Below are 17,073 nucleotides of genomic sequence, written 5' to 3'. Positions count from 1 at the left end.
TGACAATTTCATACGCTAAGTGCACTCATTACTTTAAATGCACTCAAGCGTTCATTAAAACGCTATAAATAGTGCTTAAATAACGTTTTAATGTCTATTTTTGCACCTAGCCTTGCGGCTATTAAATAAAGTCCTGCAAGTTTTCGGTGAATAAATAGCGCATCAACGGGCGGTGTATGCCATTGCTGAGATTGCGCACTGAGGGCAAGCCCTGCATTTTTAATATTGAGCGCGAGTTCGCTATTTTTAAAATCAAATTCCCCTTCTGCTCTTAGTGGCTCGCACGCCATTAAAAATAAATCAATGACGTTGTTTTTATACTCATCAACTAAGTCATTTTGAAAATAACCAATGTGTGAAGCCGCTTTAAGCACACCTTCTCGGTTGTTTTCGCTACCGGCTTTAAACAATGCTAAGTAACCTTCGCTAAGCTTGGGTGATATTTCTCGCGTTGCGCCAAGATCAAATAAAACAATTTTTTGTGTATCAAGCTGGTAATGAAAGTTGGCAAAGTTAGGGTCGGTTTGAATCAATTTAAATTCAAACATTTCTTTGAAAAACAAATCAATCAGTTGCTCTGCAACAAAGCTTTTTTGACTATCAGGTAGCTCTGTAATGCTCTCAATAGGCTCTGCCTTTATATATTCCATAGTAAGCACTTGTTGTGTGCTGTGCTCAATATATACATTGGGCACTTTAAAGTGTTCGTTCTCTGCTAGCGCACTTTTATAACGTATTAAATATTGCGCTTCTCGCGTGTAATCAGCCTCTGCTAATAACTGTGCTTTGGCTTCACTAATAAGCGGCTTAATATTAAGATCCTTAGGAAGTAATCGAGAAAGTGTTAATAACGAAATTACGTTATCAACATCGCTCACTACACTTTTTGCAATACCTGGGTATTGGATTTTAACAGCAAGCTGATCGCCATTTTCTTTATAAGCTAAATGAACTTGCCCTATAGAAGCTGCGGCAAAAGGCCTTAGCTCAATATGAGAAAAACGCGCTAGCCACTCATCCCCCCATTGCGTTTTTAGCACTTCTACAAGTTGTTTATGCGGCATTGGATTCGCGTCTGAGCGCAGTAAAGCAAGTAACTGGGCCAATTCAGGACTAAGTAAATCACCGGCATCCATTGAGAGCAATTGCCCGAGCTTCATTGCTGCACCACGTAAATGTGATAACTGCATGGCTAGTTTTTCAATGTTTTTAGGTTGTAGTAGTAAGCTTTTATTATTCCAACCTTTACCGGTTAATGCGCTCTTAGCGCCATCAACTAACATGTTGGTAGCAACACCTGTTGCGAGTGAGCCTAATTTTGCAAAGCGAGAGAGTCGAGAGGTGGGCACTGTAAGAGGTGCTGCCATAATATTAAAACCTAATTAGCCTGAGAGTCAGGCTAATTGATACGTATATTTTAACCAGCCAGATCTACTTAAAGGTGAGGTACCAATTTAATTGCACCTTTAACTATTTTCATATCGAGTGGAAGCTTACTGAGTAGCATCATTTTAGGGTCATCCATATTTAATGTGTAAACAGGGTTAACCGCTAAAAAGGCATTTATAACATCCATTGCTTGGCTATCTAGTGCGCCTATGTTGCCTTTAAAACCACCGGCATCAACGCTCGAATCGAGCAACTTAATATTACGTAAAAAGACTGCTTTTTTTTCACTGTCGTAAAACGGGCTCCCTTCAATTTGCAGCTTTAAACGCACTGGATATTTAAGTGCAAAAGCATTGATTTCAGCGCTTGAATCTGCACCCAGCACAACAACATCGCGGTTATCTGGGCCAATATTGACACTTAAGTCGTTTACATCAAACTTAACCGGTAAACCCATCAAGCTTATTTTTTCACTTAACTTTGGTAATTGCTTACCCAGTACAGCCTCAACCTCAGCGTTGGTAAATGAATACACTGAAATGCCTTGCGTAGTATTACAGGCAGTTAATAATAGCGCTGCGATAATAACTAAAATTCTCATGAGAACCCTTTTGTTTATGAATTAGTGATACATAAAAAAGCCGCTATTAAAGCGGCTTAGTAAAATAGCAACCAGCAAATATTATGCTGTTTTTAATGCATTAAGCTGCAAGTGTCGCTTTAAGTCGCGTTAGTGTGTCAGGTTCAACTGAACCGGCACTGAGCGCTAATAACTGTTTTAAATAATAGTTTAAATCAGCATGTTCGCCACGATGTTTGTCATCTAACATGGCTACTTGCTCTGCCATTCTAAGAGATTTATCAGTTGAACTGACGTTCGCTAGTATTTCCATGCGCGTAATAAGCTGTTCTGTATTTAATGCTGTTTTGAGCGGTGCTTGATACTGACTTGGTAACGCTTCATTGTTTTCAAGTGCTGTAATTAACGCATCTAAATTAGCTTGCTCTGATTTACTGATAAGCAAGGCAAGTTTATCTTCAATGGCTGCTAATAATTTAGTTACCTTAGGCGATAATGATCTAAATTGAGCGTACCCTTTTACTTTCGTTTCTAGGTCGTGCAACTGCGCTCTTTGGTTAACATCACTCAATGCTGCTTCAAGCTCAGTAAGTTCTGCTGCTGCTTGTTTATCTGACTCGTTTTGCTCAAGTTTTTGCTGCTCAAACTCACTACTACGCTTAGTAAATGTTTCGTCATTAAACTGACGAAATTTTTGCCATAACGCATTTTCAGCTTTCAAGCCTGCAAAACCAATAGTTTGCCATTGCTGCTGCATCTGCTTCAACTCTTGACAAGCCGCAGCCAAATCATCACTTTGAGACAATTGCTGCGCTTTTTCTACTAATTCATTTTTAAGTGCGGCATTACTTTTATGAAATGCGTTTAATAAAGCCAGTACTTGTTGCTGTTCGTTTTTGTAGCTGTCATTTAATGTGCGGTATGTTTTAGGATCAACTTTACCTATACTGCGCCACGCTTTATTTAAACGATTGTATTGGCTTTCATATTGCTTCCAATCAAAGTTATCCTCTGAAGTAGCCTGCAAATGCAGTGCGTGCATATCGCTAATAATATTTTCGCGTTGTGCTTTTGATGCTTCGCGTTGTACTTCTTGCTCTGCAAAGTAACTACGACAAGGTGCAAATAACAGCTCAATTTTTTCATCAAACTGTACGCCTTGTTGCTTTTCTTCGTCGGTATCTAAACGACCTAACTCATTCCAACGTTTACGTAGCACTTTCACTTGCTCTGCACGTTGTTGTGGATCGGTGCACTCTTCGCTCACTAAGGCACTTACTTCTTCTAATAACGCTTCACGCTTTGGTGCTGCTGCGTATTTTTGCCAATCTTTTGCATTTGCAAGTTGTGCTTCAAGATCTGCTTTTATATTTACAAGCGGCTGTTGATATTGCTCGGTTAGGGTATTAAATAATTCTTCAAACCCTTTAAACACACCAAAAGCAACATTAAATCGGCCTTCTTCAATTAGTCGTTTAACATCACGCACTTTGCGTTTTGCTTGGCTTTGGTTTTTCTCAAGTGGCTTGATTAACTCATTCATTGGCGCTAAAAATTGCTTTTTATGCGCACTTAACTGAGTTTTAAATGTACTTTGCAATGCACCATCTAAAATATTCAAGTGATTACGCGCTGCTTTAAAGCCTCTATTAAACGCAGTTAAGGTTTCATCATATTGCGCTAAACCTTCAGCAGGTTTTATTTCGCATAATGCTGCAAAAGCGAGTTTGTATTCTTTTATAGCCGTTGTTAGTTCAGGTAATTTAGTTACTTGAGTAAATAGTTTTTCTAACTTGCTTACAGCCAGTTTTGATTGCGTATTGTTAGCTAGTTCTGTTTCGCTAATAGCTTGCTTAGCTTGCGCTACTTTTGCATCAAGCCAATCTTGTTGAATTTGCTCTGGTGTTTCGAGCCCAAGCTGTAACGCGTTTTCTATTTCGTCGCTTAAAGCTTCGAGCGTTGCAAGGGCAAGCAGCTGTCGCTGTTGCAGTGCTAATTGCTGCTGCTCTTTGTCGTGTAACGCTTTGAGCTGTTCAATGTGTGCATCTAACTTAGTGGTGATGGAAGTATATTTTTCATCTAGAAGCTTAACACGTTCATCACTTAACCATTTAAGCTCAAGTGCTTGCCACTGAGCTATTAAATCGCTCGCTTGTGGATTAACAAGAGCAAAGTCTGTTTTTTCACGCAAGGCATTTAGCTTAGCTAAAATAACACGGGTAGCACTTTCAACCTGAAGTGGCATTTCAATTGCTAAACGCTCATTTTCAATATGCGTGTTAAGTGCTGCTTTTGCACCGCCCTTTGCATGCTTTACTAATTGCTTAATTAATTGATGTGTAATAACAAGCTCAACTAATTGAGTTTGTAGCTCTTCGCTACCTTCTTTAAAGGCTTTTTCGACTAGTTTTGGATTTGCTAAACGCTTCAGTAATTTAACACGTACTAACAGTTCTTTTTCTGCAAATGCTAACTTTTCGAGTGTTTTAACGGGCGCAAAACGCTCTATATATTCGTTTTTAATTTGTGGTGCTAGTGTACTTTCACTATTTAAAACAGCATTAGATATTTGAAGTTCTGCTATATCTTTTAATGCTTGATCTTGTTTATACGCTTTCCACCAAAGTGGTAAGTCATTTACTTTTTGAAGCGCTTTACGGCGTATTTCAGCGGAGCTATCTTCAAGTGCTAACGTGTTTAATATGGTTGCATCACGTTCAATGTCGAGTTTTTCGATAGCATCAAGACGTACTTGTTGCTTAGGGTGTTTCCATTTTGGTGTAAAAAGGTGCTTAAAGATCATGTTCACTAAACCTAGCTATTTCGTTGTCTGATTTAAATTCTTTTTGTAGTTGAGCTTTTGTCTTTTGGATCATTTCACCATTAGCACCAATCGTAAATTGCTCATTTGATTGAGCCACTTTTGCTTGGTACAACATAACCAACTGCACTGTTTGTTGCTTTTGCTCATCGGATAAAACGGTACCATCTGGCCATTTACCAGTAGAGGCACCGTATTGTAAGCGTTCAAATAATTCGGGAGTAATATTTTGTACAAGATTATCGATATTCATGTCATTTTTTCTTTTTTAGTGTCACTAAAACAATACGGTTTATAAGATACCAAATACATCCTACGCCAATTGCAGCGGTGTAAACGTACCACTGCAGTGTTTCTTCTTGTGGTTGTAAAAAGTATAAACAGAAAAAACCACCTAAAAACAAGATAAGCGCCAAAAAGGAGTGATTTATAAACATCTGCTTTTTTTTAATTCGCTGCTCGCGCTGAAGTTGTTGAACTTGCTCGTCGTTTAGCTCTGCAATGTTACTTTCGCAATGCGGACATTGCTTATGTTTATCTGAAATTGATTTTGCACATTTTGGGCAACGAATAATCGCCATACTTCTCTCCATACTACGCATAAAAAAAGCGCCTTTCGGCGCCTTTATTGTACGTGTTTTATTTCTCGTTGTCTTTTTTGAATTCAAACCAATAAATCATTTAAGGACGATAATTTTCCACGTTACTCACTGAGTTTAGTTACTCAGCGTCTTTTGACTGCTTTTCTAAACGTTTTTCCCAAAAAGTTGCATTTTTAATGCCTAATTTAACTGGGTCAAATATAATTTTTTCGCCTTTTTTCTTTTGTTCTTCATAATCGCTCAAACATAATAAAGCAGGCTTAGCAACGAAGAAGATGGCTAAGATACCCAATATGTTGATCCAGGCCATTAAGCCAACGCCAATATCACCAATAGTCCAGATATAACCTGAATTGTTCACCATACCGTATGCAACCATGAACATAATCACAAATTTCACCAGTACAAGCGGAATACTGCCTTTAAAGTAACGATTTAAGTAAGCAATATTCGTTTCCGCAATAAAGTAATAAGCAAGTATTGTAGTAAAGGCAAAGAAAAACAACGCGATACCAACAAATGCTTGTCCAAAGCTACCAAATACACTAAATAAAGCCATTTGCGTAAAGGCTGCCGATCCAACTTCAGTAGCTGCATCAACATTTTGTACAATAAACTGCCCTGCTGGTAACTCACCCACAATATTGTATTGCTGCGTTATTAAAATCATTAATGCTGTTGCAGTACACACAAAGAGAGTATCAACATAAACAGAAAAAGCTTGTACTAAACCTTGTTGAGCAGGGTGATCTACTTCTGCGGCAGCTGCTGCATGAGGCCCAGTACCTTGGCCAGCTTCATTAGAATATATGCCACGTTTAACGCCCCAACCAATAGCTGCGCCAAAACCAGCCTGTGCTGTAAACGCATCACTAATGATTAAATAAAATATATCGCCCACTTTATCTAAGTTTAAAAATACCACGATTAATGCCAATACTATGTAACCAAGTGCCATAAATGGCACCACAATTTGAGTAAAGTTCGCAATACGTTTTATACCGCCAAAAATAATAAATGCCAAAACAATAAGGATAATTGCCAAAGCGACCAACTTAAAGCTGCCTACGTCACCAAAGCTAGTAGAGACAATATTGCCATCGCCAAATACTTGGGTAAACGCATTACCTACCGCATTTGCTTGTACGCCTGGCAGGAAAACACCACACGCTATAATTGCCGAAACAGCAAATAAAATAGCCAGCCATTTTTGCCCTAAACAACGGTCAAAATAATAGGCTGGGCCACCACGATATTGCCCGTCTTCTTCTGTTTTATAAATTTGCCCTAGAGTAGACTCTGCAAATGCGGTACTTGCGCCTAGAAAAGCAACAACCCACATCCAAAAAATAGCACCTGGTCCACCAAAACCAATAGCCGCTGCAACGCCTGCGATATTACCAACGCCTACTCGTCCAGACAACGATACTGCAAGAGCCTGAAAAGATGAGATACCTTTATCAGACGTATTAGGACTGAATAATAACTTGCACATTTCTTTAAAATGTCTAACTTGAGCAAATCGAGTTAATACTGAATAAAACAAGCCTGCGCCTAGGCATAAATAGATGAGTGCGTTACTCCAAACAACATCATTAACAGCGCTTACAATAGCTTCCATGGATATCCTCTATAGTTATATTTATTATTTTTAATTACGAGACTCTGCTTTAGCTACTTTGCAACATAAGCTTTACGAAATAAGGTTGTACCTCTCCCGCCCCGACTGATGATTTAATTAATATTAACTTAAGTACACCAACTTTGTTAACACTTAATTTTCAAAATATATAATTACACATTTGTTGTAAGGCACTACACCTGAAGTATTTAAATGAAAGTAGATTGATTTGTACCGATACGGCGATGATACGCAGCGAAGAAGCGTTGAAAACGCTTTAAGAATGCAGTTGCTATATGATGATTATTATTATTTTATACAAAGGGTTTTGTTAAAAGCAAAAAGGGTATCAAAACTATTGATACCCTTTTGATAAACGTTTTATCTTAAATTATCAACAACATTAACAATAGCCGCTAACGTATCTTGGCCAAATTGATACGAACGACGGTCTGACCAGCCATAATCTGGATCTGGTAAATCGTTATTATCTTTAAATGGCATCTCAACGGTGTAAGTTAATGCTTTAAATTCTTCAGCCGTGGCTGATGAACCTACCGTAAGGTTAGCTTGGCCTGGCTCGTCTTTTGGATAGCCATGCTCATCTTGGAATTCAGGTGTAATAGTTAAAAGTGCTGCTTTAAAGCTATCTTCTAAGCCTTTAAGACGTGCATCGTAACTTGGAATACCTTCACTGCCTGCCACAAAGTTATATGGGATAGCTTCATCGCCATGTATGTCAAGGTGCATATCTAAACCAGCTTCGCGCATTTTATTAAGGACTAGGTAAACCTCAGGGCTATTTTCCATACTTGGTGTTTGCCATTCACGGTTTAAGTTAACGCCTTTAGCGTTAGTACGAAGATGCCCGCGCGCACTGCCGTCTGGGTTCATATTTGGCACAATGTAAAAAACTGCTTTTGATAGAAGCGCAGCTGCATGTGGGTCTTCATCATCAAGTAATTTGTGAAGTAGACCTTCTACGTACCACTGCGCCATTGTTTCACCAGGGTGTTGACGAGCTGTGATCCAGATGTTTTTCTTGTCTTCACTTGGCTCACCAATTTTAAGTACGCTCATGTCGCGGCCATCGAGCGTTTCACCCAGCGTTTCTAATTGGCAAGCGCCTTGGCTTTGTGCCCAAGACAGTAAATCTAAATGGCGCTCATAGCTGTATGGTGCAAAGTAGGCAAAATACACACTGCCGCACTCAGGTTCGATTTCAAAACTTAATGTCCCATTTTCATAGCTTGATGGTACACGAAACCATGTTTGACGGTCATACGACGCAACTGCTTGGTAACCTTCCCAACCATCTGGATAAGCTGATTTTTCAAGCTCATTAATATTTAACTTATGCAATTGGTAAGGCGTTGTTTCAAGGCGAAAGTGAAACCACTGATAAAATTCAGACTGATGATCTTTGTTAATTTCTAATTGAATATTTAAAGGATCGGTGGCTTCTATTACTTTAATATTACCACTGTCGAAATTGCTGCTGATTTTCATGAAAAAACCTTTAAGTTAAATAAATTTATCTGCTTACTAATTTGCAGAGCTAACACTACAGGTACACACATACGTGTAGAAAAATACTGGGAACTTCGAAAAACAAAGTACGACCAACACTTACATAATTAAAGCCTATCACATGGAATAAGCTTTAAAAATAACACATGACCAAAAAAGCCAGCAAAATGCTGGCTTTTAAATCACTGCAATATATTAGCGAGGTAAGCTTGGGAATGACACTTCGGCCATATCGCGCATACAACGAACTACTTGGCAGCTGTAACCGAATTCATTGTCATACCATACATATAATACAATACGGTTATCTTCAACGATCGTCGCTTGTGAATCAACAACACCTGCGTAACGGCTACCTACTAAATCGGTAGATACAATTTCCGTTGATGCTGTGTAATCAATTTGATCGCGCAAATCGGAATGAAGTGCAGCATGACGTAGGAATGAGTTTAACTCTTCAACCGTTGTGCTTTTTGCTAAGTTAAGGTTCAAAATAGCGAGCGATACATTCGGTGTGGGTACGCGGATTGCGTTACCTGTTAACTTGCCTTCAAGCTCTGGTAATGCTTTTGAAACCGCTTTTGCAGCACCTGTTTCAGTGATTACCATATTAAGTGCAGCGGCACGGCCACGGCGCTCTGCTTTGTGGTAGTTATCGATAAGGTTTTGATCGTTCGTGTACGAGTGAACAGTTTCAACATGGCCATTATTAATACCAAACTTATCATTTAGTGCTTTAAGCGTTGGTGTAATTGCATTGGTTGTACAGCTCGCTGCACATACAATTTTATCTTCAGGCAAAATATCTTTGTTATTAACACCATATACGATATTTTTGATATTACCTTTTGCAGGCGCTGTTAGTAATACTTTTGCGGCGCCTTTACACTCTAGATGCTGACCAAGGCCTGCTTCATCTTTCCAAATACCCGTGTTATCAACAATCAATGCATTGTCGATACCGTATTGAGTATAATCAATTTCGCTAGGAGAGTTAGCATAAATAACTTGGATGTAGCTGCCATTAGCTTTAATAGCGTTACGTTCTTTGTCAATCGTGATTGAACCGTTGAATGGGCCATGGATTGAATCTCGGCGCAATAAGCTTGCACGTTTTTCAAGATCGCCCTCTTTACCACCTCGCACAACAATCGCGCGCAAACGTAAATCTGAATATGGACCTGATTTTTCAATCAACAAGCGCGCAAGTAAACGACCAATACGGCCAAAGCCATAAAGTACAACATCACGCGGCTCTCTAGCTGGTGAGTCAGCTATTTCTGCAAGCTCATCTTTTACAAACGTCTCTACTGAACGGCCGTTAGCAGACTCAGTGTACAAGTAGCTATAAGCAAGTTTACCAATATCTATACGTGCAGAGTTCAAGTCCATTTTGCTGATAGCTTCTAAGAACGGGAAGCTTTCGCGTAAACGTAATTTAGTGCCTTCAAACTGAGCAACAGTTTTATGAGATTTGATAATATCGATAGTACTGGCATTTACGAGAGGACGGCCATATACAGCAATTTCAATACCACGATTACGATAAAGCTTACCTATGATTGGTTGCATGCTTTCTGCGTAATCTTGGCGCTCTTGCCAACTATTCGTGTATTCTAACTCGTGAGATGAGGTCATTTTATTTACCTAAGTTAAACATTTTTGAACGGATAGCCCAAATGGGCACAGCTATTCTAATTTAATCTCAGGTTATTCTCTACTATTCGGGGCCAAATGATTTTAGAAAAGCGTAAACTTTAGCAATACCTTTGGCTAATTCTATACATTTTTGGTTGCGTTTTTTTCATATTAGCGATGAGGGAGCGTTGAACACTGTGAGGATGTTACAGTTAGTTAAAAAAGATTTGGTAGTGCTGGCTGACTTTTCAAAATTGAGATTTGCTCTACCTAGTGATACCAATTCGCTTAATTAAGTGATCTTTTTTAAGGTAAGAAAATCGTGTCAATGACAAGGCAAAAATTTCGTTATTTTGTTCTATATCAGAAATTTTAACGCAATTAGCGTCAGATTTAATCCCTCAAATTGATTAAGTAACCTGAACTCTGGATAATAAATCTATCTCGAGCAGCTATTTTCAGCGCTAACTACGTTGAATTTATACCAGTCTGCTTATCATGAGCAAATCACAGAGACATTAAGTGTTCCTGTTTATTTTGCTCACCCTTATCATTCATGGGAGCGCGGATTGAATGAAAATACGAATGGATTACTACGCCAGTATTGCCCGAAGAGCACAGATTTTAAAGCGGTCACACCAGCACAAGTTATACCAGTACTTGAGCAACTTAATAATCGTCCGAGGAAGACACTTAGATTTGAAACGCCGGCAAAATTGATGCAGGATCACTTGGCGGCTAAAGCCGCCTAAACGTTATGTACTTCAGATTTGAATCCGCGAGTTTAAATATTATTATGATTCAATATATTAGTAAATATCTTAACCAGAGTTCAGGTTAAGTATTATTGCGAATTGGTATAAGCAGCTCAGAAGCGTAATTAAAAAAAAGGCAGCTTACGCTGCCTTTTTTTATTTTTCTTTGCTTGTACCCACTTCAACACGGGTTTTAAGCTTCTGACCTGGTCTAAAGGTCACCACACGACGCGCCGAAATAGGAATATCTTCACCTGTTTTCGGATTGCGGCCTGGTCTTTCTTTTTTATCTCGAAGATCAAAGTTACCAAATCCAGAGAGCTTAACCTGCTCGCCTTTTTCTAGCGCTGAGCGGATTTCTTCAAAAAACGCTTCAACTAAATCTTTGGCATCTTTTTTATTGATCCCGAGCTTTTCAAATAGGTGTTCAGCTATGTCGGCTTTAGTAAGCGCCATATCTAGTCCCTCAACGATGCATTAAACTGTTCGGCCAATTCGGCCACCACGTTATCAACTACTAGATTGATATCTTTCTCTTCGAGTGTTCTATCAACCGCTTGCAGTGTTAGAGCAATCGCCAAACTCTTACAATTTGGCTCAATACCTTTGCCCTTATACACATCGAATAAGTTTAGGTCAACCAATTGATTTCCGCCAACTTTTTCGATCGCGCTTAAAATATCACCAGATTGAACGCTGTCCGCCACTAAAATAGCGATGTCGCGGCGATTTGAAGGGAATTTAGACACCCCTTCTGCCTGCGGTAAATTTCTTTTTTCTATTGCTGACATTTCAATTTCAAAAACAAAAGTTGCGTTGTTGATATCTAACGACTTTTGAGCTTGAGGGTGTAAAGCACCAAAAAAACCAACCTTTTTGCCATCAACATAGATTACTGCTGATTGACCAGGATGAAGTCCATCTGACTGCTCGGCTTTAATTTCAAAGCGAGTAACGTCATTAGTAATTGCAAGTAAGGCTTCAACATCACCTTTTAAATCGTAAAAATCAACGTTACGTTTTTCTTCAACCCAATGTTCACCATTTACAAGACCCGTAATAACGCCGCCAATAACCGGTACTTGGTAAACACCATTTTCTGCACTTTCGTCGCTTATAAATTTAAGACCATGTTCAAATAAACGAATACGAGGCTGTTGGCGATTTTGGTTATACGCTACAGACGCTAATAAACCCGGCATTAAACTTACACGCATCGCTGACATTTCAATTGAAATAGGGTGCGGTAATTCCATTGCTTTACACTCAGGGTGTAAAATAGCTTGTGCTTTAGGATCTACAAAACTGTACGTGATTGCTTCTTGGTAACCACGAGTCACTAGCGTATTGCGGAACTTGCTAAGCGCAATAGTTGCTTCGTTATGTGTCGTCATTTTAAGTTTTGCAGTTGGTGCAACATTAGGAATGCTGTTGTAACCGTAAACACGTGCTACTTCTTCAATTAAATCTTCTTCGATGCGAATATCAAAACGGTAGCTTGGTACGTCCGCACTCCAGCTTTCATTTTCTACTTTAACATCAAGGCCTAAACGCGTAAGAATATCAGTTACTTTAGCATCTTCAATATGATGACCAATAACACGGTCTAAACGAGCACGACGAAGACGTACTTCAGTCACTTTTGGTAGTTTGTCAGCCGCTACAGCTTCAACAACTGGGCCTGCTTGACCGCCTACGATTTCAAGAAGTAGCGCTGTTGCACGTTCCATTGCATCATGTTGCAGAGCAAAATCAACACCGCGTTCATAACGGTGTGAAGCATCAGTGTGTAAACCGTAGCTACGTGCTTGTCCTGCAATTGCTACAGGGTTAAAAAATGCACTTTCAAGTAATATATCAGATGTTTTATCTGTAACACCTGATTGCTCACCACCAAAAACACCCGCAATTGCTAGTGCTTTGTTATGATCGGCTATCACAAGTGTTGTGTCGTTTAATTTAGCGGTGTTACCGTCTAATAAAACAAGTTCTTCACTTGCGTTTGCACTACGTACTTTAATACCACCTTCAATCGCATTTAAATCAAACGCGTGCATTGGGTGACCAAGCTCAAGTAATACATAGTTTGTAACATCAACCACTGGGTCGATTGAACGTACGCCACTGCGGCGTAGCTTTTCAACCATCCAAAGCGGTGTTTCTGCATCAAGGTTAATGCCCTTTATCACACGACCAAGGTAACGAGGACATGCGTCGTCGTTAACTAGTTCAATCAATACTTTGTCATCAATTGTTGGAGTAACAGCTGGAATATCTAATACGTTTACGTCAATACTATTTAAAACGCCTACTTCGCGTGCTAGACCTTTTATACCTAAGCAGTCACCACGGTTTGGTGTTAAATCAACATCTATAATATTATCATCAAGACCTAGGTAGTCACGTAAATCAGTGCCTATTGGTGCATCGCTTGGCAATTCCATAATGCCGTCGCCTTCTTCGCTAATACCTAGTTCAACAAAAGCACATAGCATTCCGTTTGAAGGTTGGCCGCGTAGTTTGGCTTTTTTAATTTTAAAGTCACCAGGCAGTACAGCGCCAACAGTTGCAACAGCAACTTTAATACCTAAACGACAATTTGGTGCACCACACACGATATCAAGTAGCTCATCGCCACCGACGTTAATTTTGGTAACACGCAGTTTATCTGCATCTGGGTGTTGTCCACATTCAACAACTTCACCTACAACTACGCCATTAAATTTGGCAGCAGCAGGCTCAACGCCATCAACTTCTAGACCAGCCATTGAAAGCTGTTCCGAAAGAGCTTGCGTATCAATAGCAGGATTAACCCACTCTCTTAACCACTTTTCACTAAATTTCATTTTATTGTTTCACTCTTAACGGAACTGGTTTAGGAATTTTAAGTCATTTTCGAAAAATGCACGTAAATCGTTTACGCCATAGCGCAACATAGTTAAGCGCTCTACACCCATGCCAAAAGCAAAGCCGGTGTATTTTTCTGGGTCGATACCCACAGACTTAAGTACATTTGGATGTACCATGCCGCAGCCTAGTACTTCTAACCACTTACCGTCTTTACCCATAACATCTACTTCAGCTGAAGGTTCTGTAAATGGGAAGAATGAAGGACGAAAACGAATTTCCATATCTTCTTCAAAAAAGTTACGTAAAAAATCATGCAAAATACCTTTTAGCTCAGTAAAGCTAACATCAGTATCAACCATTAAACCCTCTACCTGATGGAACATAGGTGTATGCGTTTGGTCGTAATCGTTACGGTATACACGTCCAGGTGAAATAATTCGCAGTGGTGGCTGCTCAGTTTCCATAGTACGGATTTGCACACCACTTGTTTGTGTACGTAGTACTAATTTAGGATTAAAATAAAAGGTATCGTGATCAGCACGTGCTGGATGATGCTCAGGAATATTTAGTGCATCAAAGTTATGAAAATCATCTTCAATTTCTGGGCCTGATTTAACTTCAAACCCTAACTCACCAAAAAAGCTTTCTATACGTTCGATAGTGCGCGTAACTGGGTGTAAACCGCCAGCTGGCATAACGCGCCCTGGTAGAGTTACATCTATAGTTTCAGCCGCTAGCTTTTCTTCAAGTGCTTTACTTGCTAGCAATTCACGCTTTTCAGTGATAGCAGCTTGCACATCTTGTTTAGCTTGGTTTATAACTTGGCCTGCTTCTTTGCGTTCTTCAGGGGCAATTTTACCTAACGTTTTAAGTAAGCTAGTGATTTCGCCTTTTTTACCAAGGTAATTAACCCTGATATCTTCTAACTGCGCTATTTCACTGGCACTGGCTACCGCCTCAAGTGCTTGCGCTAATATGTTTTCTAAGTTCATTCGATACCTGATCTTTCACAGAAGGTGATTGCTGTTAAGTAATAGCTTATGATAACTGAAAGCAGGGTCTAGATTCTAGACCTACTACAGCTTTAACGTTGATTTTATAAAAGGAATTGTTAATTTTCGCTGTGCGGCCATCGATGCGTGATCTAATGTGTCAAGTACATCGAGTAAAGCACGCATATCACGGCTTAAGCGCGTCAATAAAAAACGTGCACATTCATCACTTAATTCAAGGCCACGCATATGAGCACGCTTAACAAGTGCTTGTGCTTTATCATCATCACTCATAGAGCGAATTTGAAAGGTTGTTCCCCACGTTAGGCGAGATTCTAAATCAGGCAGCGTAATATTAAGCATGCTAGGGAGTAAATCAGCAGTAACAACCAGCATTTTTCCAGGCTCGTTAAATCTGTTAAAAAAGTTAAATAATGCTTTTTCCCATGCATCATTTCCAGCCACTAGGTGTACATCATCAATACATAAAACATCAAGCGCTTCTAAACCATCTAAAACCATAGGTCCAAAATCTATCACTTCGCGCATTGACAATAACATATTAGATAAGCCACGCTCTTGTGCTTTTATACAGGTTGCATACAAAAGGTGAGATTTGCCTGAATCGCCTAACCCACATAAATAAGTGTACTGAAACGCTTTTGCTAACTTTAAAAAACTATCCTTTAAATGATTAACCTCTAACGAATCTTCCCCACCGAAATACGATGCAAATGTTTCGTCATCCGGTAGTGTTACCGGTAATGCCATTTGCATAGGATCTGACGTTAACATTATGGCGTTACCCACTGATACTCTAGACTATTTTTATCGACAACATGGTAAAAGTCGCGTGGATCCTTGTAGTCCTTGAACGAAGATTCAAGTCCTAAACCTTTTTTAAGATCGGTAAGGTTTCCCGTGTGATTTAGTTTAAACTCGACAAACTCTGATGTTTTTCGAACAATTGTAACCTCAGTAACAACACTTAAATTCAGTAGTCTACGTTTCGCACGCTCAATATCAACAAAACTTTGCGTGCCTTTCAATGTTAATGAAGCCGTTGCTTGTTCATAATAAGCATTTGGATCAATAGCGTACTCACTTGCAAGGCCACGTGCTAGCGTATCAATCATTTGGCTCACTATTTGCTGTTTATCGCCCGTTAATCGATTAGAATCAAATAAATCATCATTAGTAAAGCGCCAATCTAAAATCCAATTTTCGCTATCTGTTTCTTTATACATTCTTGCAGTAATACTTCGCTCAGCACTATAACGTCTAGAGGCTTCTTCTACTGGTTCTGAGAAATTACCCCACACCTCTGGAATACCCACTAAACGTCTATCTTGTAAATCAAGCAAGGGAACAATTACCGGTAAACCACGACGCCCAGCTTTGTCATAAATCAACTGCTCTAATTGCGGGTAGCTTTCTTGAGTTACCAGTTCTCTACGCCAGTTGTCTTCAATACCTAACCATATTGCAACTAACGGACGCTGTACTCCCCATAAAGGCAAGTTAAGCTCCTTAATTAATGCATTGATCTTTCGAGCTTCAAATTTAACCACGAGTTTTAATTGTCCATTTGCTCTCTCGTCATATTCAAACTTGAGCATATAATCAGAAATATCTTTCGTGCGCTGCTGTGCTTGCTTGTTTTGATCTGCAGTTTCATCACCACTTACTTTCACTAAAACATTGAGTAAAGCTTTGCGACTCGCCGCTAATCGGGTGTCTCTAGTTTTGTCATCTACTTTTAAAATATCTTGATATAGATCAGTTACTTCAACTGCCGAAATAGAAAAACAAAATAAAATGGAGATGGCGCTAATTAATAATCTATGCACAGGCTATTAGTTCTTGGTTTTAAACTATTTTGATCCTAAATCAAAGCCACTGACAAAGCAAAATTATATTTGTTATCTATAGTGGTATATGTAATTTATAAATAGGAATTTTTAATGCTGTTAGCGTCAGATTTAATCCTTCAAATTGATTAATACCAATCTGCTTATATATGGGGTCTATTTAACGTTAAAAAATTACGCTAGAACTAGGCAAAATTTTTGTATCTAATTGTTCTAAATAAAAAATTTTAACGACGTTATAGTGCAATTTAATTCGTTAAATTGATCAAAGATTTATGCAGTTTGGTATCACTAGCATCGCCGGAGGCTGTCTTCAGGCTGTTTCAATTTGAGTTTGTACAACCTAAATTAATTTTTCTACAGACGTAAAAAAGCCCGAATCGTTAGGTTCGGGCTCTCTTTAATTTGAAGTCGGTGCCCTACG

General features: G+C 39.2%; 13 protein-coding genes and 1 pseudogene. 1 reads left to right on the top strand and 13 read right to left on the bottom strand.

Annotation, left to right across the window (positions count from 1 at the left end):
* Positions 1-62: 62 nt before the first annotated feature.
* The 8 genes from PALI_RS00930 to PALI_RS00895 form a co-directional block, all read right to left on the bottom strand.
* Entirely contained in the window at positions 63-1,367 is a 1,305-nt protein-coding gene (locus tag PALI_RS00930; protein ID WP_193154490.1) for an ABC1 kinase family protein, read from the bottom strand.
* Positions 1,368-1,435: 68 nt separating this feature from the next.
* Positions 1,436-1,990 (bottom strand): DUF1439 domain-containing protein, encoded by a 555-nt coding sequence (locus PALI_RS00925; RefSeq protein ID WP_193154488.1) that lies wholly within the window; start codon positions 1,988-1,990, stop codon positions 1,436-1,438.
* Positions 1,991-2,090: 100 nt separating this feature from the next.
* Positions 2,091-4,772 (bottom strand): DUF349 domain-containing protein, encoded by a 2,682-nt coding sequence (locus PALI_RS00920; protein ID WP_193154486.1) that lies wholly within the window; start codon positions 4,770-4,772, stop codon positions 2,091-2,093.
* A complete protein-coding gene (locus PALI_RS00915; RefSeq protein WP_007378333.1) occupies positions 4,762-5,043 on the bottom strand; it encodes a YeaC family protein in 282 nt (93 codons plus the stop codon). The genes PALI_RS00920 and PALI_RS00915 overlap by 11 nt, the downstream gene beginning before the upstream one ends.
* Position 5,044: 1 nt before the next feature.
* Positions 5,045-5,371 (bottom strand): hypothetical protein, encoded by a 327-nt coding sequence (locus tag PALI_RS00910; RefSeq protein WP_193154484.1) that lies wholly within the window; start codon positions 5,369-5,371, stop codon positions 5,045-5,047.
* A 139-nt stretch (positions 5,372-5,510) separates the two neighbouring features.
* Positions 5,511-7,013: an alanine/glycine:cation symporter family protein gene (locus PALI_RS00905; RefSeq protein ID WP_077537575.1), complete on the bottom strand. Its 1,503-nt coding sequence runs from the start codon at positions 7,011-7,013 to the stop codon at positions 5,511-5,513.
* Between the two features lie 381 nt (positions 7,014-7,394).
* The gene (locus PALI_RS00900) at positions 7,395-8,522 is read right to left on the bottom strand and encodes a M14 family metallopeptidase (protein ID WP_182702493.1); all 1,128 of its coding nucleotides are present in this window, start codon (positions 8,520-8,522) and stop codon (positions 7,395-7,397) included.
* 216 nt (positions 8,523-8,738) lie between these two features.
* Complete coding sequence (locus PALI_RS00895) at positions 8,739-10,181, bottom strand: glyceraldehyde-3-phosphate dehydrogenase (RefSeq protein ID WP_182702494.1); 1,443 nt, start codon at positions 10,179-10,181, stop codon at positions 8,739-8,741.
* A 485-nt stretch (positions 10,182-10,666) separates the two neighbouring features.
* Between PALI_RS00895 and PALI_RS00890 the strand changes: the two are divergent.
* Positions 10,667-10,933 (top strand): annotated as a pseudogene (locus PALI_RS00890) (IS30 family transposase); the annotation flags it as partial.
* A 159-nt stretch (positions 10,934-11,092) separates the two neighbouring features.
* Here PALI_RS00890 and ihfA read toward each other — a convergent pair.
* From ihfA to PALI_RS00865, 5 genes are all read right to left on the bottom strand, one after another.
* On the bottom strand, positions 11,093-11,392 hold the full coding sequence (gene ihfA, locus PALI_RS00885; RefSeq protein WP_077537572.1) for an integration host factor subunit alpha: 300 nt from the start codon (positions 11,390-11,392) through the stop codon (positions 11,093-11,095).
* Positions 11,393-11,394: 2 nt separating this feature from the next.
* Positions 11,395-13,782 (bottom strand): phenylalanine--tRNA ligase subunit beta, encoded by a 2,388-nt coding sequence (gene pheT / locus PALI_RS00880; RefSeq protein ID WP_193154482.1) that lies wholly within the window; start codon positions 13,780-13,782, stop codon positions 11,395-11,397.
* Positions 13,783-13,797: 15 nt separating this feature from the next.
* The gene (pheS, locus tag PALI_RS00875; RefSeq protein WP_077537570.1) at positions 13,798-14,778 is read right to left on the bottom strand and encodes a phenylalanine--tRNA ligase subunit alpha; all 981 of its coding nucleotides are present in this window, start codon (positions 14,776-14,778) and stop codon (positions 13,798-13,800) included.
* An 84-nt stretch (positions 14,779-14,862) separates the two neighbouring features.
* On the bottom strand, positions 14,863-15,573 hold the full coding sequence (gene hda, locus PALI_RS00870; protein WP_171037557.1) for a DnaA regulatory inactivator Hda: 711 nt from the start codon (positions 15,571-15,573) through the stop codon (positions 14,863-14,865).
* Positions 15,573-16,628 (bottom strand): DUF2066 domain-containing protein, encoded by a 1,056-nt coding sequence (locus PALI_RS00865; protein WP_193154480.1) that lies wholly within the window; start codon positions 16,626-16,628, stop codon positions 15,573-15,575. Before PALI_RS00865 ends, hda begins: the two co-directional genes overlap by 1 nt.
* Positions 16,629-17,073: the final 445 nt, after the last annotated feature.

Origin of the sequence: Pseudoalteromonas aliena SW19 (genome assembly GCF_014905615.1) — a bacterium.
GTDB lineage: Bacteria > Pseudomonadota > Gammaproteobacteria > Enterobacterales > Alteromonadaceae > Pseudoalteromonas > Pseudoalteromonas aliena.
The sequence above is the reverse complement of the archived record's forward strand: the minus strand, read 5'-3'. Positions and strand labels throughout refer to the sequence as shown.

Excerpts from the sequence above, each read along its gene's own strand:
- PALI_RS00895 (WP_182702494.1), bottom strand. The coding sequence starts at position 10,181 with ATGACCTCATCTCACGAGTTAGAATACACGAATAGTTGGCAAGAGCGC.
- pheS (WP_077537570.1), bottom strand. The coding sequence starts at position 14,778 with ATGAACTTAGAAAACATATTAGCGCAAGCACTTGAGGCGGTAGCCAGT.
- PALI_RS00900 (WP_182702493.1), bottom strand. The coding sequence starts at position 8,522 with ATGAAAATCAGCAGCAATTTCGACAGTGGTAATATTAAAGTAATAGAA.
- PALI_RS00905 (WP_077537575.1), bottom strand. The coding sequence starts at position 7,013 with ATGGAAGCTATTGTAAGCGCTGTTAATGATGTTGTTTGGAGTAACGCA.
- pheT (WP_193154482.1), bottom strand. The coding sequence starts at position 13,782 with ATGAAATTTAGTGAAAAGTGGTTAAGAGAGTGGGTTAATCCTGCTATT.
- PALI_RS00910 (WP_193154484.1), bottom strand. The coding sequence starts at position 5,371 with ATGGCGATTATTCGTTGCCCAAAATGTGCAAAATCAATTTCAGATAAA.
- PALI_RS00915 (WP_007378333.1), bottom strand. The coding sequence starts at position 5,043 with ATGAATATCGATAATCTTGTACAAAATATTACTCCCGAATTATTTGAA.
- ihfA (WP_077537572.1), bottom strand. The coding sequence starts at position 11,392 with ATGGCGCTTACTAAAGCCGACATAGCTGAACACCTATTTGAAAAGCTC.
- hda (WP_171037557.1), bottom strand. The coding sequence starts at position 15,573 with ATGTTAACGTCAGATCCTATGCAAATGGCATTACCGGTAACACTACCG.
- PALI_RS00925 (WP_193154488.1), bottom strand. The coding sequence starts at position 1,990 with ATGAGAATTTTAGTTATTATCGCAGCGCTATTATTAACTGCCTGTAAT.
- PALI_RS00930 (WP_193154490.1), bottom strand. The coding sequence starts at position 1,367 with ATGGCAGCACCTCTTACAGTGCCCACCTCTCGACTCTCTCGCTTTGCA.
- PALI_RS00920 (WP_193154486.1), bottom strand. The coding sequence starts at position 4,772 with ATGATCTTTAAGCACCTTTTTACACCAAAATGGAAACACCCTAAGCAA.